The organism is Metabacillus rhizosphaerae, assembly GCF_037201795.1.
GTDB lineage: Bacteria > Bacillota > Bacilli > Bacillales > Bacillaceae > Metabacillus > Metabacillus rhizosphaerae.
The window spans coordinates 488,897-510,958 of record NZ_CP147403.1 but is presented as its reverse complement, the minus strand read 5'-3'; the positions used below and the strand labels follow the sequence as shown (position 1 = coordinate 510,958).

At 40.1% G+C, this 22,062-nt stretch carries 15 protein-coding genes, 10 tRNA genes and 3 rRNA genes; 25 read left to right on the top strand and 3 right to left on the bottom strand.

Annotation, left to right across the window (positions count from 1 at the left end; translation table 11 throughout):
- The first annotated feature begins 407 nt into the window (after positions 1-407).
- The 4 genes from WCV66_RS02560 to WCV66_RS02545 all read left to right on the top strand — a co-directional run bounded on the left by WCV66_RS02560 (position 408) and on the right by WCV66_RS02545 (position 5,538).
- A complete protein-coding gene (locus WCV66_RS02560) occupies positions 408-2,972 on the top strand; it encodes a LamG-like jellyroll fold domain-containing protein (protein ID WP_338787846.1) in 2,565 nt (854 codons plus the stop codon).
- A gap of 179 nt (positions 2,973-3,151) precedes the next feature.
- Complete coding sequence (locus tag WCV66_RS02555; protein ID WP_066330380.1) at positions 3,152-3,589, top strand: DUF2521 family protein; 438 nt, start codon at positions 3,152-3,154, stop codon at positions 3,587-3,589.
- A gap of 85 nt (positions 3,590-3,674) precedes the next feature.
- Positions 3,675-4,388, top strand: coding sequence for an N-acetylmuramoyl-L-alanine amidase CwlD (gene cwlD, locus WCV66_RS02550; RefSeq protein WP_066330379.1), 714 nt, complete (start codon positions 3,675-3,677; stop codon positions 4,386-4,388).
- Between the two features lie 88 nt (positions 4,389-4,476).
- A complete protein-coding gene (locus tag WCV66_RS02545; protein ID WP_066330378.1) occupies positions 4,477-5,538 on the top strand; it encodes an Mrp/NBP35 family ATP-binding protein in 1,062 nt (353 codons plus the stop codon).
- A 63-nt stretch (positions 5,539-5,601) separates the two neighbouring features.
- Here the strand turns inward: WCV66_RS02545 and gerD are convergent, their stop codons facing one another.
- Positions 5,602-6,243: a spore germination lipoprotein GerD gene (gene gerD / locus WCV66_RS02540; RefSeq protein ID WP_066330377.1), complete on the bottom strand. Its 642-nt coding sequence runs from the start codon at positions 6,241-6,243 to the stop codon at positions 5,602-5,604.
- 145 nt (positions 6,244-6,388) lie between these two features.
- Between gerD and WCV66_RS02535 the strand changes: the two genes are divergently transcribed.
- Positions 6,389-6,994: a KinB-signaling pathway activation protein gene (locus tag WCV66_RS02535; RefSeq protein ID WP_066330458.1), complete on the top strand. Its 606-nt coding sequence runs from the start codon at positions 6,389-6,391 to the stop codon at positions 6,992-6,994.
- 22 nt (positions 6,995-7,016) lie between these two features.
- Here the strand turns inward: WCV66_RS02535 and pdaB are convergent, their stop codons facing one another.
- Positions 7,017-7,781 (bottom strand): polysaccharide deacetylase family sporulation protein PdaB, encoded by a 765-nt coding sequence (gene pdaB, locus WCV66_RS02530; protein WP_338787844.1) that lies wholly within the window; start codon positions 7,779-7,781, stop codon positions 7,017-7,019.
- Positions 7,782-7,898: 117 nt separating this feature from the next.
- Between pdaB and WCV66_RS02525 the strand changes: the two genes are divergently transcribed.
- The 14 genes from WCV66_RS02525 to WCV66_RS02460 all read left to right on the top strand — a co-directional run bounded on the left by WCV66_RS02525 (position 7,899) and on the right by WCV66_RS02460 (position 14,594).
- Positions 7,899-8,111 (top strand): hypothetical protein, encoded by a 213-nt coding sequence (locus WCV66_RS02525; RefSeq protein WP_338787843.1) that lies wholly within the window; start codon positions 7,899-7,901, stop codon positions 8,109-8,111.
- A gap of 258 nt (positions 8,112-8,369) precedes the next feature.
- Positions 8,370-9,919, top strand: a 16S ribosomal RNA gene (locus WCV66_RS02520).
- A 362-nt stretch (positions 9,920-10,281) separates the two neighbouring features.
- Positions 10,282-13,212 (top strand): 23S ribosomal RNA (locus WCV66_RS02515).
- Between the two features lie 249 nt (positions 13,213-13,461).
- Positions 13,462-13,577, top strand: a 5S ribosomal RNA gene (gene rrf / locus WCV66_RS02510).
- The 16S, 23S and 5S rRNA genes sit together here with 10 tRNA genes alongside, the layout of an rRNA operon.
- Before the next feature lie 10 nt (positions 13,578-13,587).
- Positions 13,588-13,662: transfer RNA gene (locus tag WCV66_RS02505), tRNA-Asn, on the top strand.
- A 2-nt stretch (positions 13,663-13,664) separates the two neighbouring features.
- Positions 13,665-13,737 (top strand) — tRNA-Thr (locus WCV66_RS02500).
- A gap of 27 nt (positions 13,738-13,764) precedes the next feature.
- A tRNA-Glu gene (locus WCV66_RS02495) sits at positions 13,765-13,839 on the top strand.
- 3 nt (positions 13,840-13,842) lie between these two features.
- Positions 13,843-13,918, top strand: a tRNA-Val gene (locus WCV66_RS02490).
- A gap of 5 nt (positions 13,919-13,923) precedes the next feature.
- Positions 13,924-13,996: transfer RNA gene (locus tag WCV66_RS02485), tRNA-Thr, on the top strand.
- Positions 13,997-14,011: 15 nt separating this feature from the next.
- A tRNA-Tyr gene (locus WCV66_RS02480) sits at positions 14,012-14,095 on the top strand.
- A gap of 167 nt (positions 14,096-14,262) precedes the next feature.
- Positions 14,263-14,337: transfer RNA gene (locus WCV66_RS02475), tRNA-Gln, on the top strand.
- Positions 14,338-14,346: 9 nt separating this feature from the next.
- Positions 14,347-14,419, top strand: a tRNA-Lys gene (locus WCV66_RS02470).
- 6 nt (positions 14,420-14,425) lie between these two features.
- Positions 14,426-14,500: transfer RNA gene (locus WCV66_RS02465), tRNA-Gly, on the top strand.
- A gap of 18 nt (positions 14,501-14,518) precedes the next feature.
- A tRNA-Ala gene (locus WCV66_RS02460) sits at positions 14,519-14,594 on the top strand.
- 28 nt (positions 14,595-14,622) lie between these two features.
- On the opposite strand, the gene WCV66_RS02455 is transcribed toward WCV66_RS02460, so the two are convergent.
- Complete coding sequence (locus WCV66_RS02455; RefSeq protein WP_157094387.1) at positions 14,623-14,760, bottom strand: hypothetical protein; 138 nt, start codon at positions 14,758-14,760, stop codon at positions 14,623-14,625.
- A gap of 104 nt (positions 14,761-14,864) precedes the next feature.
- On the opposite strand from WCV66_RS02455, the gene sigW reads away from it, so the two are divergent.
- The 6 genes from sigW (at position 14,865) to glmS (ending at position 22,046) form a co-directional block, all read left to right on the top strand.
- Complete coding sequence (gene sigW, locus WCV66_RS02450) at positions 14,865-15,428, top strand: RNA polymerase sigma factor SigW (RefSeq protein WP_066332443.1); 564 nt, start codon at positions 14,865-14,867, stop codon at positions 15,426-15,428.
- A gap of 14 nt (positions 15,429-15,442) precedes the next feature.
- Positions 15,443-16,066 (top strand): anti-sigma factor family protein, encoded by a 624-nt coding sequence (locus WCV66_RS02445; RefSeq protein WP_066332439.1) that lies wholly within the window; start codon positions 15,443-15,445, stop codon positions 16,064-16,066.
- 303 nt (positions 16,067-16,369) lie between these two features.
- A complete protein-coding gene (gene cdaA / locus WCV66_RS02440; RefSeq protein WP_066332432.1) occupies positions 16,370-17,191 on the top strand; it encodes a diadenylate cyclase CdaA in 822 nt (273 codons plus the stop codon).
- Positions 17,184-18,428 carry a YbbR-like domain-containing protein gene (locus WCV66_RS02435; protein WP_338787842.1) on the top strand — a complete coding sequence of 415 codons (1,245 nt, stop codon included), beginning with the start codon at positions 17,184-17,186 and terminating at the stop codon, positions 18,426-18,428. Before cdaA ends, WCV66_RS02435 begins: the two co-directional genes overlap by 8 nt.
- 27 nt (positions 18,429-18,455) lie before the next feature.
- Positions 18,456-19,802 (top strand): phosphoglucosamine mutase, encoded by a 1,347-nt coding sequence (gene glmM / locus WCV66_RS02430; protein ID WP_066332418.1) that lies wholly within the window; start codon positions 18,456-18,458, stop codon positions 19,800-19,802.
- Positions 19,803-20,240: 438 nt separating this feature from the next.
- Complete coding sequence (glmS, locus tag WCV66_RS02425) at positions 20,241-22,046, top strand: glutamine--fructose-6-phosphate transaminase (isomerizing) (RefSeq protein WP_338787841.1); 1,806 nt, start codon at positions 20,241-20,243, stop codon at positions 22,044-22,046.
- Positions 22,047-22,062 lie beyond the last annotated feature (16 nt).

Genomic DNA, 22,062 nt, shown 5'->3' with positions numbered 1-22,062 from the left:
AAAGGTAAAAAATCCAACTATCAATTTCTTCAAAATAAGAGAAAGGTCCTCTTGAGGGTCTTTGTGTTTTATATTATTATTAAGTTATTAACATATATGTTAATCAACTAAATGTAAGCGTTTTAATTACTTTGGTCTAACAGGGGGGATTCTGTGATAGAAACATATATTTAACTTCGCTCAAAAAAATTCATAAACTTCAGAAACTACATTATTGACAATGTAGATCAAAGCTACATGTTAATTAATGTCAACATCCCTGTCTTAACCTACAACACCGAGAAAAATACAACAATTTAATTACTAACAATAAGGTACGAATAAAATACGTGTTTGAATATCATAGTTTGTTCAATAATTAGATTTGCATTTATTTGTTTTTCCATAAAGGAGAGGGGAACATCAGAATGAGAAAAAATTTCGTACGAAAATCCACATTTGTTTTATTCATTCTTGTAGTAATGATACCAAGTATTGTACTTGGCTTAGGGACAGAAAAACAAGTTAATCAGGCTAGTGAAAATAGTAACAAACCAAATACTGATTACCAAGGGGAAGCACCTGTGTTTAAAAATGTATCTGTTCACGATCCTTCTATAATAAAAGATGGTGATACATATTATGTGTTCGGCTCTCATATTGAGGCCGCTAAGTCAAAGGATTTAAAAAGTTGGACAAGCTTTGCTAATGGCTACACTACTCCAGGAAATGTGATATATGGAGATTTATCTAAAAATTTAGCGGGTTCTTTTGCTTGGGCAGGTGAAAATGACTCTGATAGCAAAGGAGGTTACGCAGTATGGGCTCCGGACGTATTCTGGAATAAAGATTATGTAAATGAAGATGGAACTAAAGGCGCCTATATGACTTATTATAGTGCATCTTCTACTTATATACGTTCTGCTATTGGTTATGCTGTATCTAAAAATATAGAGGGACCATATAAGGATGTTGATACCATTGTATATTCTGGTTTTACTAAAAATGAAGAGTATGATGCAAATAGTAAGGTTAATAAGAAGTGGACGAATACCAATATTAATAAGCTGATTGAAAACGGTACATTAACAGGACCAAGATCTGATTGGTTTAATAGTAATGGATCTTATGCAAATAGTAACTTCCCAAATGCAATCGATGCTAATTTGTTTTATGACGAGGACGGGAAACTGTGGATGACATACGGCTCTTGGTCTGGTGGGATATTTATGCTTGAAATCGATAAAACCACTGGACAAGCGATTTATCCAGGTGAAGATGGAGCTACCGATGATGGTAGGCTTGTTGATCGCTACTTTGGAACAAAAATCGCTGGAGGATATGGAAAATCAGGTGAGGGCCCTTATATTGTTTATGATAAGAATACAGGCTATTACTATCTATATGTTACTTATGGCTGGTTAGGTGCAGATGGTGGTTATAATATGAGATTGTTCAGATCGACTAGTCCAGATGGTCCTTATGTAGATGCAGAAGGAAAAAGTGCTGTTCTACCAGGTGATGTAGATCATTCTCCATATGGTATGAAGCTTATGGGTAATTTCTTATTCGAAAGAAAAGTTGGGGACCCTGGTACAGGTATAGGTTATGGCTATCTTTCCCCAGGTCATAATTCTGTTTATTATGATTCTGAAACAGGTCAGCAATTTTTGGTCTTTCATACACGCTTCCCAGAAACAGGTGAGATGCATGAGTTGAGAATTCATCAAATGTTTATGAACAAAGATGGATGGCCAGTGGTTGCACCTTACCGATACGCAGGTGAAACGAATGATAAAGTTAATAGACAAGATCTAATTGGAGAATACAAATTTATAAACCAAGGAAAGGATACTTCTGCCAACATCCATAAATCTGTGTTCATTCGTCTAAATAAGGACAATACAGTTACTGGTGATGTAGAGGGTACTTGGAAAAAGACGAGTCATAATCAAGCGGAAATTACAGTTGATGGAGATACCTATGATGGTGTATTTGTACGTCAATGGGACCCAACATCTGAACGATATGTGATGACATTTACAGCTGTTTCAAAAGAAGGGGTATCAATCTGGGGAAGTAAAGTACTGAATAAAACTGATGTTGAAATTGTAGAAGATGTTTTAAAAGATTTGAGCCTTGGAGATACAGAGAATGTTATTTCAAATTTGACACTGCCTACTGAGGGAACACGTCACACAGAAATTTCGTGGGAGACTTCAGATTCTAGTGTTGTAACTGAGTCTGGTGTAATAAATCGTCCAGAAGTTAATTCTAAAAGTGTGACTGCTTCACTTACTGCAACTATCACAAAGGGTGATATAACGAAAACAAAAAGCTTTGAAATTACTGTGCTGCCATACAAAGAGGCTGGCTTGGTTGCACAATATTCATTTGAAGATGGGCTAAATGAACTAACAGGCAACTTTGAGACAGGTACAGTAACAGGTAATAGAATTGATAATCAAGGTGGCACAATCACTTATGCGAACGGTAAGACTGGTAAAGCCGCGGTGTTTAACGGAGAATCAGGAATTCGCTTACCAAATGGCCTTATCTCAAGCAACACATATTCTGTATCACTTTGGTTAAAACCGGAGCAGTTAACTATGTATACAACAACTTTCTTTGGAGCTAAAGATAGTAATAACTGGTTGAGTCTAGTTCCGAATGGACCAGCAAATGGCAGTACCATGGTATGGTCGGGCAGTAGTACTTGGTATGATGCTGCAGCGGGTATGAAGATTAATAATGATGAATGGTCACATTTGGCTTTTACCGTTGATAACGGCACGATTAATGTCTATGTTAATGGTGTTCAAAAGTTTACGGGAACGAACTTCCCAAATATATTTACTTCTACAGATTCTAGCTTTGGTTTAGGTGTTAATTATTGGGACACGCCATTCAAGGGATTAATGGACGAATTACGTATTTATGAAGGTGCGCTAACTCCTTCACAAGTATCTAATTTAGCAGAGGCAAATAAATAATAAATATAATTGTGAAAAAAGAAGGGAAAAATCAGCGGTTATCCGTGTGGTTTTTTCCTTTTTTTAATTTCTATTCTTATCGAACTGAAAGAGAACCATGCTGAAAATAAAATTGGAAGAGTTTTCTCGAATGATAAATATAGCCGGTCAAACAATAAAAGGAAAGGGAGGCTTCTATTATGAACGATATTATCTCTTTAAAGCAGAAGAGACACCAAAAAGAATTAAAATATGAGAAAAGAATGCTTAGGGAGCTTTCTTTAACAGAAATAAAGAGTGGTATTGAAGGTAGCTTTGGAAGCTTCGCTGGTAAAGGTAAAAAGGAAGTTATTGAAGATGGATGTATTGATTTTGCAATTGAGGCATTTTTACTTGGTGCAAAGTATAGCCGTTTTGGATACTATGGTGAATCGATGCAGTCAGCTAATAAAAGATGTCAGTCGGAGGAAAAACGGTTAATTGATGATTTATATGATTATTTTATTAACTGGGGTAATTTGACTGAGAAAGATATTTCCTTTGGAGAAGTTTATTTTGCATGTGAATATTATATTCAATCATGGTGGAAACTTGGGTTTACTAAAGGGGAAAAACGATATAAATTGCGGTTACATTAAAAGATAGCATCACATCACTTCATTATCATATTCCTCCTAATTGTCCCATATATTGAAGAAGATAGGACGAGCAGGAGGGAATAATATGAATAAAAAGATAAAGTGGCTTGGTTTTATAGCAGGGTTTGTATTGTTATTAATCCTTTTCCAGTGGCAATTCACCAATAATAAATCATGGGAATCATGGAATCTGCCACTTACAGGAAAGGTTATTTATCTGGATCCGGGCCATGGTGGACCAGATGGTGGTGCTGTAGGAAACTCATCATTAGAGAAAGACATATCGTTAAGCATTTCACTGAAAATAAGAGATTATTTACAAGAACAAGGTGCGCTGGTGCTATTAACTAGAGAAGAAGATGTAGATTTAGCTAATGAAGATACTTCGGGTTACAGTAGAAGAAAAGCAGAAGATTTGAAGAATCGCGTTAAAATTATTAATGAATCTGATGCTGACTTATTTTTAAGTATACATTTAAATGCTATTCCCTCTTCTAGATGGAGTGGTGCTCAAACTTTTTTTCACGGCAAATTTATTGAAAATGAAAATGTAGCAAAATATATTCAAGATGAACTACGCAGAAACCTCGAGAATACTGAACGTAAAGCAAAACCGATCGATGGAATCTATTTACTTAAAAATACTGAGAAACCTGGAGCACTAGTAGAGGTAGGATTTCTATCAAACCCCCAAGAGGATAAGTTACTTGCCACAGATGAATATCAAGAAAAAGTTGCAGCATCGATATATAACGGTATTTTACGATATTTCTCGAACGAAAATAATCCTCCTGATTAATTAGACATAGACTTTTCAAGGTTAGTAACTTAGGTAAGATAATAATTATGTTATAATTTATGTAAACGAAATCAAAAGGGTGGTAACTATGCTACGAGAAGAAGAATTAAAACAGATCATCGGACAATTACAAGATCCTTTTTTACATAAATCGTTAGAAGAGCTAGATGCAATTGAAGAAATAAAAATAAAACAAGAAAAATCGCATGTTAGCTTAAAAATAGGCATTTCTAAAACGAATACGGCTGAACAGCTTCAACTACAGCAGAAAATTGTTGAGAAGGTAAAAGAAGCGGGAGCTGAATCAGTAGGACTTCGCTTCCATGAACTTCCGCAAGAAACAATTGCTGCATATCAGGATCCCTCTTCAAATCAATCTGATTCTTTGTTATCTGCAGGTAGTAAAACGACCTTTTTGGCAATTGCAAGTGGAAAAGGTGGGGTTGGGAAATCTACAGTCTCAGTTAACCTTGCTGTTGCACTCGCGCGTTTAGGTAAAAAGGTAGGATTAATTGATGCTGATATTTATGGTTTCAGTGTACCTGATATGATGGGCATCACGAAAAGACCGGTTGTACGTGGTGAGAAAATTATCCCAGTAGAAAGATTTGGGGTGAAGGTCATTTCAATGGGCTTTTTCGTTGAGGATAATGCTCCTGTAATTTGGAGAGGTCCTATGTTAGGTAAAATGCTCAATAATTTCTTTAATGAGGTGGAATGGGGAGAACTTGATTATCTATTATTAGATTTACCACCTGGAACAGGAGACGTTGCCTTAGATGTGCATTCAATGCTTCCGTCATGTAAAGAAATCATTGTATCAACTCCACACCCTACTGCTGCCTTTGTAGCGGCAAGAGCGGGTGCAATGGCCATTCAAACAGATCATGAAATTGTTGGTGTCATTGAAAATATGGCTTATTTTGAAAGTGAAAAGACTGGTGAGAAGGAATATGTATTTGGACGTGGTGGAGGAGAAAAGCTAGCTGAAGAGCTTCGCGTTCCACTTATTGGGAAGATTCCATTACAGCAGCCTGATTGGGATGATGATGACTTTGCTCCATCAGTGTATGGAGAGGATCATCCAACAGGACAAATTTATCAATCCATTGCTAAGCAGGTAACAAATATCATACCTGTAAAAGCTTAAAAAGCGCTCATTGAGCGCTTTTTTAATTGACTTGTTTTAGCTTACCAAGGTGCGTTTAGTCTATTAGCTACCACTGTTTCCTCCACCTTGCTCTTGACTTTCACCAGATTCCTGGCCACTTTCGCTTCCAGAAGATTGACCACTACTACCTTGTTGCCCAGCTTCTTCAGCAGCCTTTAATAAAGAATCTTGGATTTTTGCTTTATATAAAGGACTAGATAGGGTCTCCATTATCACTTCTTGAAGATGCTTTCTGAATTCTTGGCTTTTCATAGAGGTTTGAATACTTTTTTCCATTTCAGGATCTTGTAAAACCTCTATAAGTAATTTCTGATATTCAGGGTCTGTCATCAATTCCTTTATTACTTTTTCATGCTCTTCTTGTAAACTTTTTGCAAAGCTCTCCACAAATTTAGGATCCTCAAAGACCTTTTGCCAAAATTTTGCCCCTTTATCAGATGTTAATGTTGTTTGAATGGTTTCAGTTACAACCTTTTGATCCATTATAAGAACTTGCTTCATTTCTTCGTCTTTCATCACTTCTTGGAGGGCCTTTTTTCCATCATCAGTCTTTAATATATCAACGACCATCTTTTTTGTTTCTTCGTAATCTACCTGTCCTGCTTCTTCTTTAGGTGCACATCCTGTGATCGTTAAACAAATAATAGCCATTGATACAATCATGAGGAGCGAGTATCTCTTCATGTAATCCTAGCCCCTTTCTATTTACGTTTTGCTATTTATATTTTGATTTAGTTAAGAGAATTTATACGAGGAAAATGCTTATGATGTGGTATTTTTAATAAATGATTGGTAAAATCAATAGGAGTAAATGATGGAGGATAATGTAGTGAATAGTCGAAATTGGGTTCGTTTCTTTCTAAGTACATTACTTGTTGGTGGTTTAACAACAGGGATAATTGGATTTGCGTTAAAGTGGTCAGAGTATAAAGAGTTATTTATAAGCTTTAATTTAGTTGAAATTGTCTCAATCTTATTTTGGCTTTTTGGAGTTGGATTAATTTTCAGTGTCATTAGTCAAATGGGATTTTTTGCTTACTTAACAGTACATAGGTTTGGTTTAGGGATTTTTCGCTCTGTATCCATGTGGAATTTAGCCCAAATCATTTTAATTGTTTTTGTTTTATTCGATTTAATCTATTTCAGATTTCAGCTATTTGCAGAGGGAAATGAAACAATTTTACCTTACCTACTTTTGGCGTTCTATGTGTTTGTTGTAGGTGTAATTATTGCATTAATAAAAAGGTCGAACACAAATAAAGAGGCGTTTATTCCTGCTCTCTTTTTTATGATTGTGGTTACAACCATAGAATGGTTTCCTGCCTTAAGAGTAAATGAGAAGGATTGGTTATTACTTATGCTAATCCCTTTACAGGTTTGTAATGCGTATCAACTATTAATGTTACCTAAATTCATTAAATCAAAAAAGAGCTAGCTTATGCTAGCTCTTTCCTATTTCATTTAACTTCGGAAGACTTTGCATCTGCATTGGCGATGATATCACCGACAGATACATTTTTTAAGCCTTTCTTTTTTAAATCGCTTAGGATAATTGGTAAAGCCTTATTTGTTTGTTTAGCTGAATCTGAAGCATGTAAAAGAACGATATCTCCACCTTTTATTTTAGATGTGGTGTTTTTTACAATCAATTCAACGCCAGGATTCGTCCAATCATCTGAATCAATACTATAATGAACAACACTGTAACCATGTTTATCAACTATAGAAAGTACCTCTTTGTTAAAGCCTCCACTAGGTGGTCGTAACAATGTAACATCCTTCACACCTAATTCTGTAAAAACTTCCTGTGCCATTGATAAGTCTCTTCTTATTTCATTTGGATCGAGATCCTTGTAATTTTTATAGGCATATCCCATACTCCCCACTTGATGGCCATCCTCAACAATACGTTTAACTATATCTGGGTGTCTTTCCGCCCAGGAAGCGGACAGAAAAAATGTTGCGTTATTAATATTTTGTTTTTTTAACGTATCTAGTATAGGTTCTGCCTTTACATCACCCCAGCTAATATCAAAGGTTAATGCTACTTCATTGTTTTTTGTTTCACCTCTATAAATAGCTTTTGGTCCATCAGAAGTAGAAAACACCGGGTAATTTAATACATTTTCGACATACAAAATTCCCGCAGTAAAAAAAGCTGCTATCATAATCATTGCAAGTTGCTTAATTTTCTTCATATGAATGACATGAAACTGGTTCATAATGGTCCTCCTCGTCCTACTTACTCTTGTGACAAGTTTATGCTTGGCCTTTAATGAAAATGATTAGAAAAGAAATTTATTAGAAATAATGGTAGATGAAACTTAAGGGGGGAGAAAGTGATTTATTATTTGTTTAATGAAAAAGAAAGAGTACAATTAGAAGATCTTCTTTGTCATGAATTAATCGAGGTAAGAGCGTTATTGGATAAGGCAGAAATTGTAGGAAGGAGTGATATGACAAAATTCAGAGCATTAAAGGAGAAAAGAGAACTTCTTTTATGTTTGTTTTATAAGATATCAAATAATAAAGAAGAAAGATTAGATTTATAGTTGACCGTAATAAAAAGAAATGTTATATTATTATTCGTCGCTAACGAGCGGCTAAAATGTTAACATCATATTTTAAAAAACTTTTAAAAAGATGTTGACGTAAAAAAGCATAAGTGTTATATTAATAAAGTCGCTTCTGAACGAAACGACAATAAATGATCTTTGAAAACTAAACAAAACCAAGCGTGCCAACGTTAATTTTTAATTAACAAAACAACGTACTATATAGTACAAAACTTATGAGCTATATCAAACACTTTATTGGAGAGTTTGATCCTGGCTCAGGACGAACGCTGGCGGCGTGCCTAATACATGCAAGTCGAGCGAATCGATGGGAGCTTGCTCCCAGAGGTTAGCGGCGGACGGGTGAGTAACACGTGGGTAACCTGCCTGTAAGATTGGGATAACTCCGGGAAACCGGAGCTAATACCGGATAACATTTTGAACCGCATGGTTCAGAATTGAAAGATGGTTTCGGCTATCACTTACAGATGGACCCGCGGCGCATTAGCTAGTTGGTGAGGTAACGGCTCACCAAGGCAACGATGCGTAGCCGACCTGAGAGGGTGATCGGCCACACTGGGACTGAGACACGGCCCAGACTCCTACGGGAGGCAGCAGTAGGGAATCTTCCGCAATGGACGAAAGTCTGACGGAGCAACGCCGCGTGAACGATGAAGGCCTTCGGGTCGTAAAGTTCTGTTGTTAGGGAAGAACAAGTACCAGAGTAACTGCTGGTACCTTGACGGTACCTAACCAGAAAGCCACGGCTAACTACGTGCCAGCAGCCGCGGTAATACGTAGGTGGCAAGCGTTGTCCGGAATTATTGGGCGTAAAGCGTACGCAGGCGGTTTCTTAAGTCTGATGTGAAAGCCCACGGCTCAACCGTGGAGGGTCATTGGAAACTGGGGAACTTGAGTACAGAAGAGGAGAGTGGAATTCCACGTGTAGCGGTGAAATGCGTAGAGATGTGGAGGAACACCAGTGGCGAAGGCGACTCTCTGGTCTGTAACTGACGCTGAGGTACGAAAGCGTGGGGAGCGAACAGGATTAGATACCCTGGTAGTCCACGCCGTAAACGATGAGTGCTAAGTGTTAGAGGGTTTCCGCCCTTTAGTGCTGCAGCAAACGCATTAAGCACTCCGCCTGGGGAGTACGGTCGCAAGACTGAAACTCAAAGGAATTGACGGGGGCCCGCACAAGCGGTGGAGCATGTGGTTTAATTCGAAGCAACGCGAAGAACCTTACCAGGTCTTGACATCCCACTGCCCGGTATAGAGATATACCTTTCCCTTCGGGGACAGTGGTGACAGGTGGTGCATGGTTGTCGTCAGCTCGTGTCGTGAGATGTTGGGTTAAGTCCCGCAACGAGCGCAACCCTTGATCTTAGTTGCCAGCATTTAGTTGGGCACTCTAAGGTGACTGCCGGTGACAAACCGGAGGAAGGTGGGGATGACGTCAAATCATCATGCCCCTTATGACCTGGGCTACACACGTGCTACAATGGATGGTACAAAGGGCTGCAAGACCGCGAGGTCAAGCCAATCCCATAAAACCATTCTCAGTTCGGATTGCAGGCTGCAACTCGCCTGCATGAAGCTGGAATCGCTAGTAATCGCGGATCAGCATGCCGCGGTGAATACGTTCCCGGGCCTTGTACACACCGCCCGTCACACCACGAGAGTTTGTAACACCCGAAGTCGGTGGGGTAACCGTAAGGAGCCAGCCGCCTAAGGTGGGACAGATGATTGGGGTGAAGTCGTAACAAGGTAGCCGTATCGGAAGGTGCGGCTGGATCACCTCCTTTCTAAGGAAAATAGGCACACTTGGTTTTTGTTTAGTTTTGAGAGATCATACTGATCTTTCAATATGTAAGAAAAGACATAGGAGTTTAAATGCATCTAGCATTTGCACATCCTGTGACTAATGTTCCTTGAAAACTAGATAACGATAACAATTCAAGTAATTCACTGAGTTTAAACGCTTAGTTTAGTGATTCTCTTAGTAATATTAACGGATATTCAGTAAGTACTGATATCCTGAGACGAAGGAGAAGCGAGAAGTTCGAGGCGACGAGTGGTCGAGGAGCGGAATGTACGTTTTGTGTACATGAGCACCGCAGAACACGAAGTCAACGAAGAAATTCGAAGCTTATCATTCGTCGAAGAAGGTTAAGTTGTTAAGGGCGCACGGTGGATGCCTTGGCACTAGGAGCCGATGAAGGACGGTACTAACACCGATATGCTTCGGGGAGCTGTAAGTAAGCTTTGATCCGGAGATTTCCGAATGGGGAAACCCACTGCTCGTAATGGAGTAGTATTTTTACCTGAATACATAGGGTAATAAAGGCAGACCCGGGGAACTGAAACATCTAAGTACCCGGAGGAAGAGAAAGCAAACGCGATTTCCTGAGTAGCGGCGAGCGAAACGGAATTAGCCCAAACCAAGAGGCTTGCCTCTTGGGGTTGTAGGACACTCTATACGGAGTTACAAAGGAACGAAGTAAATGAAGAGGTCTGGAAAGGCCCGTCAAAGAAGGTAACAACCCTGTAGTTGAAACTTCGTTCCCTCCAGAGTGGATCCTGAGTACGGCGGGACACGAGAAATCCCGTCGGAAGCAGGGAGGACCATCTCCCAAGGCTAAATACTCCCTAGTGACCGATAGTGAACCAGTACCGTGAGGGAAAGGTGAAAAGCACCCCGGAAGGGGAGTGAAATAGATCCTGAAACCGTGTGCCTACAAGTAGTCAAAGCCCGTTAATGGGTAATGGCGTGCCTTTTGTAGAATGAACCGGCGAGTTACGATCCCGTGCAAGGTTAAGTTGATGAGACGGAGCCGCAGCGAAAGCGAGTCTGAATAGGGCGAAAGAGTACGTGGTCGTAGACCCGAAACCAGGTGATCTACCCATGTCCAGGGTGAAGTTCAGGTAACACTGAATGGAGGCCCGAACCCACGCACGTTGAAAAGTGCGGGGATGAGGTGTGGGTAGCGGAGAAATTCCAATCGAACCTGGAGATAGCTGGTTCTCTCCGAAATAGCTTTAGGGCTAGCCTTGAATTTAGAGTCTTGGAGGTAGAGCACTGATTGGACTAGGGGCCCCCAACGGGTTACCGAATTCAGTCAAACTCCGAATGCCAAAGACTTATATTCAGGAGTCAGACTGCGAGTGATAAGATCCGTAGTCAAGAGGGAAACAGCCCAGACCACCAGCTAAGGTCCCAAAGTATACGTTAAGTGGAAAAGGATGTGGAGTTGCTTAGACAACCAGGATGTTGGCTTAGAAGCAGCCACCATTTAAAGAGTGCGTAATAGCTCACTGGTCGAGTGACTCTGCGCCGAAAATGTACCGGGGCTAAACGTATCACCGAAGCTGTGGACTGTTCTTTTAGAACAGTGGTAGGAGAGCGTTCTAAGGGCTGTGAAGCTAGACCGTAAGGACTAGTGGAGCGCTTAGAAGTGAGAATGCCGGTATGAGTAGCGAAAGAGGGGTGAGAATCCCCTCCACCGAATGCCTAAGGTTTCCTGAGGAAGGCTCGTCCGCTCAGGGTAAGTCGGGACCTAAGCCGAGGCCGAAAGGCGTAGGCGATGGACAACAGGTTGAAATTCCTGTACCACCTCCTCACCATTTGAGCAATGGGGGGACGCAGAAGGATAGGGTAAGCGCGCTGTTGGATATGCGCGTCCAAGCAGTTAGGCTGACAACGAGGCAAATCCCGTTGTCACATAAGGCTGAGCTGTGATGGCGAGGGAACTATAGTACCGAAGTTCCTGATTCCACACTGCCAAGAAAAGCCTCTAGCGAGGTGAGAGGTGCCCGTACCGCAAACCGACACAGGTAGGCGAGGAGAGAATCCTAAGGTGAGCGAGAGAACTCTCGTTAAGGAACTCGGCAAAATGACCCCGTAACTTCGGGAGAAGGGGTGCTTTTTAGGGTAAATAGCCCGGAAAAGCCGCAGTGAATAGGCCCAGGCGACTGTTTAGCAAAAACACAGGTCTCTGCGAAGCCGCAAGGCGAAGTATAGGGGCTGACGCCTGCCCGGTGCTGGAAGGTTAAGGGGAGAGGTTAGCGTAAGCGAAGCTTTGAACCGAAGCCCCAGTAAACGGCGGCCGTAACTATAACGGTCCTAAGGTAGCGAAATTCCTTGTCGGGTAAGTTCCGACCCGCACGAAAGGCGTAACGATCTGGGCACTGTCTCAACGAGAGACTCGGTGAAATTATAGTACCTGTGAAGATGCAGGTTACCCGCGACAGGACGGAAAGACCCCGTGGAGCTTTACTGTAGCCTGATATTGAATTTTGGTACAGCTTGTACAGGATAGGTAGGAGCCTGAGAAGCCGGAGCGCTAGCTTCGGTGGAGGCGTCGGTGGGATACTACCCTGGCTGTATTGAAATTCTAACCCACAGCCCTTATCGGGCTGGGAGACAGTGTCAGGTGGGCAGTTTGACTGGGGCGGTCGCCTCCTAAAATGTAACGGAGGCGCCCAAAGGTTCCCTCAGAATGGTTGGAAATCATTCGTAGAGTGTAAAGGCACAAGGGAGCTTGACTGCGAGACCTACAAGTCGAGCAGGGACGAAAGTCGGGCTTAGTGATCCGGTGGTTCCGCATGGAAGGGCCATCGCTCAACGGATAAAAGCTACCCCGGGGATAACAGGCTTATCTCCCCCAAGAGTCCACATCGACGGGGAGGTTTGGCACCTCGATGTCGGCTCATCGCATCCTGGGGCTGTAGTCGGTCCCAAGGGTTGGGCTGTTCGCCCATTAAAGCGGTACGCGAGCTGGGTTCAGAACGTCGTGAGACAGTTCGGTCCCTATCCGTCGTGGGCGTAGGAAATTTGAGAGGAGCTGTCCTTAGTACGAGAGGACCGGGATGGACGCACCGCTGGTGTACCAGTTGTCTTGCCAAAGGCATAGCTGGGTAGCTATGTGCGGAAGGGATAAGTGCTGAAAGCATCTAAGCATGAAGCCCCCCTCAAGATGAGATTTCCCATAGCGTAAGCTAGTAAGATCCCTGAAAGATGATCAGGTTGATAGGTCTGAGGTGGAAGCGCGGTGACGTGTGGAGCTGACAGATACTAATCGATCGAGGACTTAACCTAAATAGAAAAGCGGAAGAAGACCGCTTAAATCCATAGGGAATTGGAGCGACCTTAGAAGAAGTCGTTCTTTGACTTCGTACGAGAGAGTGAAATTACCGTAGGATTTGGCTTCTGTAGCTGGACAAAGTAAAAGCGTAAACTCAGTGAATTGAATTGTGAATCGTTATCTAGTTTTGAAGGAATATATTTTTTTGTAAAAAACACTTGAAATATTCTTTCAAAATAGTATAATAATTCTTGTCGTAATTGTCTGGTGGCGATAGCGAAGAGGTCACACCCGTTCCCATGCCGAACACGGAAGTTAAGCTCTTCAGCGCCGATGGTAGTTGGGGGTTTCCCCCTGTGAGAGTAGGACGTTGCCAGGCTTTAAATTGTTCCGCAGTAGCTCAGTGGTAGAGCTATCGGCTGTTAACCGATCGGTCGTAGGTTCGAGTCCTACCTGCGGAGCCATTGCTTCCATAGCTCAGTTGGTAGAGCACTTCCATGGTAAGGAAGAGGTCACCGGTTCGAGCCCGGTTGGAAGCTTACACAGAGACTTATTAAACACTTCATGGCCCGTTGGTCAAGCGGTTAAGACACCGCCCTTTCACGGCGGTAACACGGGTTCGAATCCCGTACGGGTCACCATTCGGAGGATTAGCTCAGCTGGGAGAGCATCTGCCTTACAAGCAGAGGGTCGGCGGTTCGATCCCGTCATCCTCCACCATTTATGCCGGTGTAGCTCAACTGGTAGAGCAACTGACTTGTAATCAGTAGGTTGGGGGTTCAAGTCCTCTTGCCGGCACTGTTTCACACATATGGAGGGGTAGCGAAGTGGCTAAACGCGGCGGACTGTAAATCCGCTCCTTAGGGTTCGGCAGTTCGAATCTGCCCCCCTCCACCATTTACATAAAAAATGTAGATAAACGAAGGAAAATGGGTATCCATTTCATAATTTGTTTATCTTTGATTTTGTTTGAAAGTCTAGTTGTGAATAAAATCACTAATCAATGTTTATAATATGTTATACATTATTAATTACTAGCACATAAGACTATGATGATTAATCAGTGGGCTATAGCCAAGCGGTAAGGCATCGCACTTTGACTGCGACATGCGTTGGTTCGAATCCAGCTAGCCCAGCCATTTTATTTAGAGCCATTAGCTCAGTTGGTAGAGCATCTGACTTTTAATCAGAGGGTCGAAGGTTCGAGTCCTTCATGGCTCATCTTTTGCGGAAGTAGTTCAGTGGTAGAACACCACCTTGCCAAGGTGGGGGTCGCGGGTTCGAATCCCGTCTTCCGCTCCATAGAATCCCTTGGCTTTTGGGGCCTTAGCTCAGCTGGGAGAGCGCCTGCTTTGCACGCAGGAGGTCAGCGGTTCGATCCCGCTAGGCTCCACCAATACTATATGAAAATTCAAACCATAAACTTATGTTTGTGGTTTTTTGTTATTTGTAAATACTAGAATAACGTGCTTTTGGTGATAGTTTTTATGAATAACGAAGAGGTCTATTTCAAGTAGTCCTGATTTATTGCTCGTCTTAATAATTAATTGAAAATTTATCACCAATAACCTCCAAAATTTGTTAAAATAATTTATGTAAATAAAATGAAACCAAATGGAAAGTTATACGTATATAAAGAGACCCGCAGAGTGCGGAGGTATGTTGAATGGAAACGATAGTAAAGAATCGAATAAAACAGGTTAGAAAAGGCGATCAAAATGCATTTGCGGAAATAGTTGATTTGTACAAGGATAAAATCTATCAATTATGCTACAGAATGCTCGGAAACGCGCACGAAGCAGAGGATATTGCACAAGAAGCTTTTATTCGAGCATTTGTAAATATTCATACGTATGATATGAATAAAAAATTCTCGACATGGTTATACCGAATTGCAACAAATCTATCAATAGATCGTATTCGAAAAAAGAAGCCAGATTATTATCTTGATGCAGAGGTGTCAGGAACAGATGGATTAACGATGTATTCCCAAGTAGCTGCTGAAATAGCTTTACCGGAAGAAGAACTTGAAACAATGGAACTACAACAAACAATTCAAAAAGAAATTTTAAAGCTCCCTGATAAGTATCGAACAGTTATTGTCTTAAAGTATATTGATGAGCTATCATTAATAGAAATAAGTGAAATTCTCGACATTCCAATTGGTACTGTCAAAACACGGATTCACAGAGGGAGAGAAGCCCTAAGAAAGCAATTAAGGCATTTATAAAGAGGTGAGAATATATGAGCTGTTCTTCTGAGTTTGTTCAGCTTTTGCATAAATATATGGATCATGAATTATCTAGTGATGAAGAAATTAAGGTGAAAGACCATCTTCACACCTGTGAGAGTTGCTATCAACATTTTCATGAGCTTGAAAAGGCTGTTGCGCTTGTCCAAAGTACATCCCATATTGAAGCTCCAAAGGATTTCACACAAGCTGTTATGAATAATCTACCAAAGGAAAAGCGAACAGCTTCCTGGAATCGTTTGTTAAAAGGTCACCCACTATTGGCTGCCGCCTCATTGTTTGTTCTTCTGATGACAGGAAGTCTATTTTCAGCCTGGCATGAGGATCAGCACTTTAGCGTCTCTAAACAGTCAAACCTAGTTGTAGAGAACAGTAAGGTCACCGTTCCAAAGGGAGAGGTTGTCAAGGGCGATGTGATTGTGAAAAACGGATCTTTAACGATTGAAGGTAAAATTGAGGGTGATGTAACTGTGATTAATGGAGAAATTAATGGAGAGAATTATATGGCAGCAGCAGGACAAGTAACCGGGGATATAGAGGAAGTAGATGAGATGTTTGAATGGTTATGGTACCATATAAAATCTCTTTCTCAGGATGTTGTAGGAGTTTTTCGTTAAACACAAGGTCATCAATACGGTGGCCTTTTTACATTTTCTTTTAGAAAGTGATATAATAACATAGTTATCAACAAAACTTATATATGAATGAGGCGGGGTTGAACTAAGCTAATTTTTAGGTATACCATCCTGCTTAGAAAATTGATGAATACAGCTTCAACAATTTAATATAAGGCTTACTCTGATAAAGTAGTTATATTAATGTAGCTAGTACATACTTCATTTTTTCATATTTCTTGGTTAATTGATGACGACATTTACGTTTTTATATATTAAAGAGTGAAACTCATGGAGGACGAGTGAATGGGATATGAGGATATACCAATATTGCATTACCTCGGCATAGCTGTTGATATTCTCCTTGTGTGGTACGTTATCTATAAACTGATTATGGTCGTAAGGGGAACCAAGGCTGTACAGCTATTAAAAGGAATTACTGTAATAATTGTAGTCCGCATGTTAAGTCAATACTTAGGATTAAGCACGTTACAGTGGTTAATGGATCAAGCCTTAACATGGGGTTTTCTTGCCATTATTATTATTTTCCAACCAGAGCTGCGCAGAGCATTAGAACAGCTAGGAAGAGGACGATTATTTTCTCGAGGTGGTTTACCTGGAGAGGATGACCCTGAAATAACCGTTGAAGCAATTGTGAAAGCAACAGACTATATGGCAAAACGACGCATTGGTGCGTTAATGTCAATTGAAAAAGAAACAGGGATGAGCGATTACATAGAAACTGGAATACCATTAAATTCAATGATCTCGTCTGAATTATTGATTAACATCTTTATCCCTAACACACCACTTCATGACGGGGCAGTTATTATTCAAAAGAATCAAATTGCAGCAGCAGCTTGCTATCTACCTCTATCAGAAAGCCCGTTTATTTCTAAGGAACTTGGGACACGTCACCGAGCCGCTTTAGGGATTAGTGAGGTGACAGATAGTTTAACAATTATCGTTTCTGAAGAGACAGGAAGTGTCTCAGTTGCTCGAAATAGTGAGCTTCATCGAAACTTAACTCAAGATGAATTAAGAGAAATTCTTCAAAAAGAGTTAATTATAACAACAAAACCTGTTTCCTCAAACCGTTGGCAATGGAGGGGAAAGAAAAATGGATAAGTTGATGAATAGCCATTGGGTGATGAGGGTTATTGCTTTATTTATGGCGTTGATGTTATATGCTTCGGTTAATATTGAATCAGCTCCTTCTGTTAATCAGCCATCGACACCATTATCGCAATCACCTACTGCGGACAAGGCTACTGTCACAGAAGTACCGGTTGTAACATACTTTGACCAAGAAAACCTTGTTGTAACAGGTGTAACTGAATCGGTTAATGTCAATTTAGAAGGTGCAACAAGTTCATTAACAAAGGCAAGGCAGCTTAGAGATTTTGAGGTTTATGCAGACTTGACTAAATTATCAATTGGAACTCATCGAGTTAAGCTTAAAATTAAAAACCTATCTGAAGACTTAAAGGCAAGTATTACTCCTTCCGTTATCACAGTTACAATTGAAGAGAAGGTAACTAAAGATTTTCAGGTCGAAGTTGATTTTCTAAATGAGGATAAGCTTGAGGAAGGTTATACGCCTGATCAACCAATTGTGAATCCAAACAGCATTCGTGTGACAGCTTCTAAAGAATTAATTGATCGAATATCCAGCGTGAAAGCTGCTGTAAACCTAGAAAATGCGGAAGAAACAGTTAACCGTGAATCTCGGATTACGATATATGATAGTGATGGGAATATCCTTCCCGTTGAAGTGGAACCAACAGTAGTTGATGTCACAGTTCCGATAAAAAGTCCAAGTAAAGCCTTACCTTTTAAAATAATAAGGGAGGGCGAGCTTAAAAAGGGTTTAAGTATATCAAGTATTGAACCTGACCCAAAGGAAATCACCGTCTTTGGTCCTATGGATGTTTTGGATAAGCTTGAATTTATCGATGGAGTTACAGTAGACCTTAGTAAGATTGATAAAGATACTGTAATAGAAGTTGCTGTGCCGATACCCGAAGGAATAAAAAAGATAAATCCTGAAAAGCTCAAGATTAATGTAGATGTTGATGAACAAGAAGAAAAGGCATTTACAGATCAAGAGATAAAAGCTGTAGGATTATCAGAGGCTAAGAATCTTGAGTTTATTGAACCAGAGACAGGAACACAAGATGTTAAGATTTATGGGGCATCAAATGTTATTAAGGATATAAAATCATCTGATATAGAATTATATATAAATTTATCAGATCTTAGTGATGGTGAGCATGAGGTAGATGTTGAGGTAAACGGCCCGCAAAATATAACATGGTCATTAGAAAATGAAAAAGTGAAAGTTAAAATTTCTTCAGCCTCATAAGGCAGATTAAATAAAGGAGCGAAACCAATGGGAAAGTATTTTGGGACAGATGGAGTACGAGGAGTAGCTAATAGTGAATTAACACCTGAGTTAGCCTTTAAAATTGGCCGATTTGGTGGTTATGTATTAACAAAAGATACGGAAAGACCGAAAGTATTAATCGGACGAGATACTCGTATTTCAGGTCATATGCTTGAAGGTGCTCTTGTAGCAGGTCTCCTTTCGATAGGAGCTGAAGTAATGCGTTTAGGTGTTATCTCAACTCCAGGTGTAGCATTTTTAACGAAGGCACTTGGTGCACAAGCAGGAGTTATGATCTCTGCTTCACATAACCCTGTACAAGATAATGGTATCAAGTATTTTGGTCCAGATGGATATAAATTATCAGATGAGCAGGAACTTGAAATTGAAAGCTTAATGGATCAAGAAGTAGATACATTACCAAGACCAATAGGGGAACATTTAGGACAAGTAAACGATTATTTTGAAGGCGGACAAAAATACCTTCAATTCTTAAAACAAACAGTTGATGAAGACTTTACTGGTATTCATGTGGCATTGGATTGTGCACATGGTGCTACTTCATCACTTGCTACACATTTGTTTGCTGATTTAGATGCAGATGTTTCGACAATGGGTACATCTCCAAATGGATTAAATATCAATGCAGGAGTTGGTTCAACACATCCAGAAGCATTAGCAGCCTTTTTGAAGGAGAAAAATGCAGATATCGGTTTGGCGTTTGATGGTGACGGTGATCGTTTGATTGCTGTCGATGAGAATGGTGAGATCGTTGATGGTGATCAAATCATGTATATTTGTGCAAAGTTTTTAAACAGTGAAGGAAGACTAAAGAAAAATACTGTTGTATCGACTATTATGAGTAATCTAGGATTTTACAAAGCCCTTGAGGAACATGAAATTAACAGTATCCCAACAGCTGTTGGAGACCGTTATGTAGTAGAAGAAATGAAGAAAAATGACTACAACCTTGGTGGAGAACAATCAGGTCATATTATTTTCCTTGATTATAATACAACTGGCGATGGACTTCTAACCGGATTACAACTTGTGAACATTATGAAGCTAACCGGTAAAAAATTATCAGAGCTAGCTGGTGAAATGAAAAAATATCCACAATTACTTATTAATGTAAAAGTAACAGATAAATATCGAGTAACAGAAAATGAAAAGGTGAAAGAGATTATTGAATCTGTGGAACAAGAAATGAATGGTAATGGTCGTATCCTTGTTCGCCCTTCAGGTACAGAGCCATTAGTTCGTGTTATGGCAGAAGCACCAACAGAAGAACAATGTCGTGAATATGTTGAGCGAATTGTAGACATAGTCAAACAAGAGATGGGCTTGGAGTAAGAAGGAGGCGGGGTAACCCGCCTTTTTTATTAACGTGTTTACATTTTCGAACATATCATATATGTATAGCAATTCAAGTAGAATTGTTAGAGTATGGTATAAATTGATTGACGGTTTATTTTGTTATGTTGTATTATTAACTTTGTATTTTTATTTATGATAGAAAGGGGCATAGTAAAGAAGATTGACAATTTAAAGCGCCTGAACTAAGGGATCGAAAATAACTTAGTTGACGAGGATGGAGGTTATCGAAATTTCGGCGGATGCCTCCCGGTTGATTGGTTACAACCGTAAGTTTTTCCTTAAACCAAAGAGGTAACTTTTTGTACAAAGGGAGAAGCGTAGCCTTCCAAAATTAAAAACATGTGTGAGGGGACAGTGAATGTCTCCGAAAATGACTTCCTGTCCCTAGTTTACACGCTATGGGAGGAAACGAATATGTGCGGAATCGTTGGATATATTGGGAAACAAGATGCTAAGGAAATATTATTAAAAGGGTTAGAAAAATTAGAATACCGTGGATATGACTCTGCAGGAATTGCAGCAATGAATAATGAAGGTGTGCACATTTTCAAAGAAAAGGGTCGAATTGCTGAGCTACGTGAGTGTGTTGATGAACAAGTAGAAGCATCAACAGGAATCGGTCATACAAGATGGGCAACACATGGTGTACCTAGCCGAGTAAATGCACATCCACATCAAAGTACTACTAGTAGATTTACCCTTGTGCATAACGGTGTTATTGAAAACTATGCTATTTTGAAGCGTGAATATTTACAAGATGTTCAACTGAAAAGTGATACAGATACAGAAGTAATTGTTCAAGTAATTGAAAAATTTGTAGCAAATGGATTAGAGGTTGAGGAAGCGTTCCGTCAAACGTTATCAGTCTTAAAAGGCTCTTATGCGATTGGATTATTAGATGAGCAAAATCCTAATATGATTTATGTAGCAAAAAACAAAAGTCCACTGCTTGTTGGTTTAGGTGATGGCAGCTTTAACGTGGTTGCGTCAGATGCTATGGCAATGTTACAAGTAACTGACCAATATGTTGAAATTATGGACAAAGAAATGGTTTTTGTTGAACGTGAGTCTGTTACAATTAAAGATTTACAAGGTAATGTAATTGAACGTGCCCCTTATAAAGCAGAGCTTGATGCTAGCGATATTGAAAAGGGCACTTATCCTCACTACATGTTAAAAGAAATAGATGAACAGCCTTTAGTCACAAGAAGAATTATTGAGAAATACCGTAATGAAGATGGTGGTTTAACAGTTGATGCTGAAATCGTAAACGCTGTGAATGCAGCAGATCGAATCTATATCATTGCAGCAGGAACTAGCTACCATGCTGGATTAGTTGGAAAACAATTTATTGAAAATTGGGCAAAAATCCCAGTTGAAGTTCATATCGCAAGTGAATTCTCATACAATATGCCATTGCTTTCTGAAAATCCACTATTTATCTTTATTTCACAAAGTGGAGAAACAGCAGATAGCCGTGCAGTATTAGTACAGATTAAAGAGCTTGGTCACAAAGCTTTAACGATTACAAATGTTCAAGGGTCAACATTATCTCGTGAAGCTGACTACACGCTGTTATTACATGCAGGTCCTGAAATTGCTGTTGCATCTACAAAAGCGTACACTGCACAATTAGCAGTATTATCTATTCTTGCGGCTGTTGCAGCATATGGAAAAGGACGTTCTTTAGAATTTGATTTAACAAAAGAGCTTGGAATTGTTGCAAATGCTATGGAAGTTCTATGTGATCAAAAAGAAGAGATGGAAGCTATTGCACGCGAATATCTCTCTACAACACGTAACGCATTCTTCATTGGACGTTCTGTTGATTACTACGTAGGACTTGAAGGTTCTCTAAAACTTAAAGAAATCTCTTATATTCAAGCAGAAGGTTTTGCAGGCGGAGAGCTTAAGCATGGTACAATTGCCCTAATTGAAAATGGTACTCCAATTATCGCATTAGCGACACAAGAGCATGTTAACCTAAGCATTCGTGGAAATGTCAAAGAGGTTGTAGCCCGTGGAGCTAATCCTTGTATAATCACAATGAAGGGCCTAGAAGAAGAAGACGATCGTTTTGTTCTTCCAAGCGTTCATGAACAATTATCACCACTAGCAGCAGTTGTACCATTACAATTGATCTCTTACTATGCTGCATTACATCGTGGTTGTGATGTTGATAAACCACGTAATCTTGCGAAGAGTGTTACGGTGGAGTAATCAAGGGGATATTTGC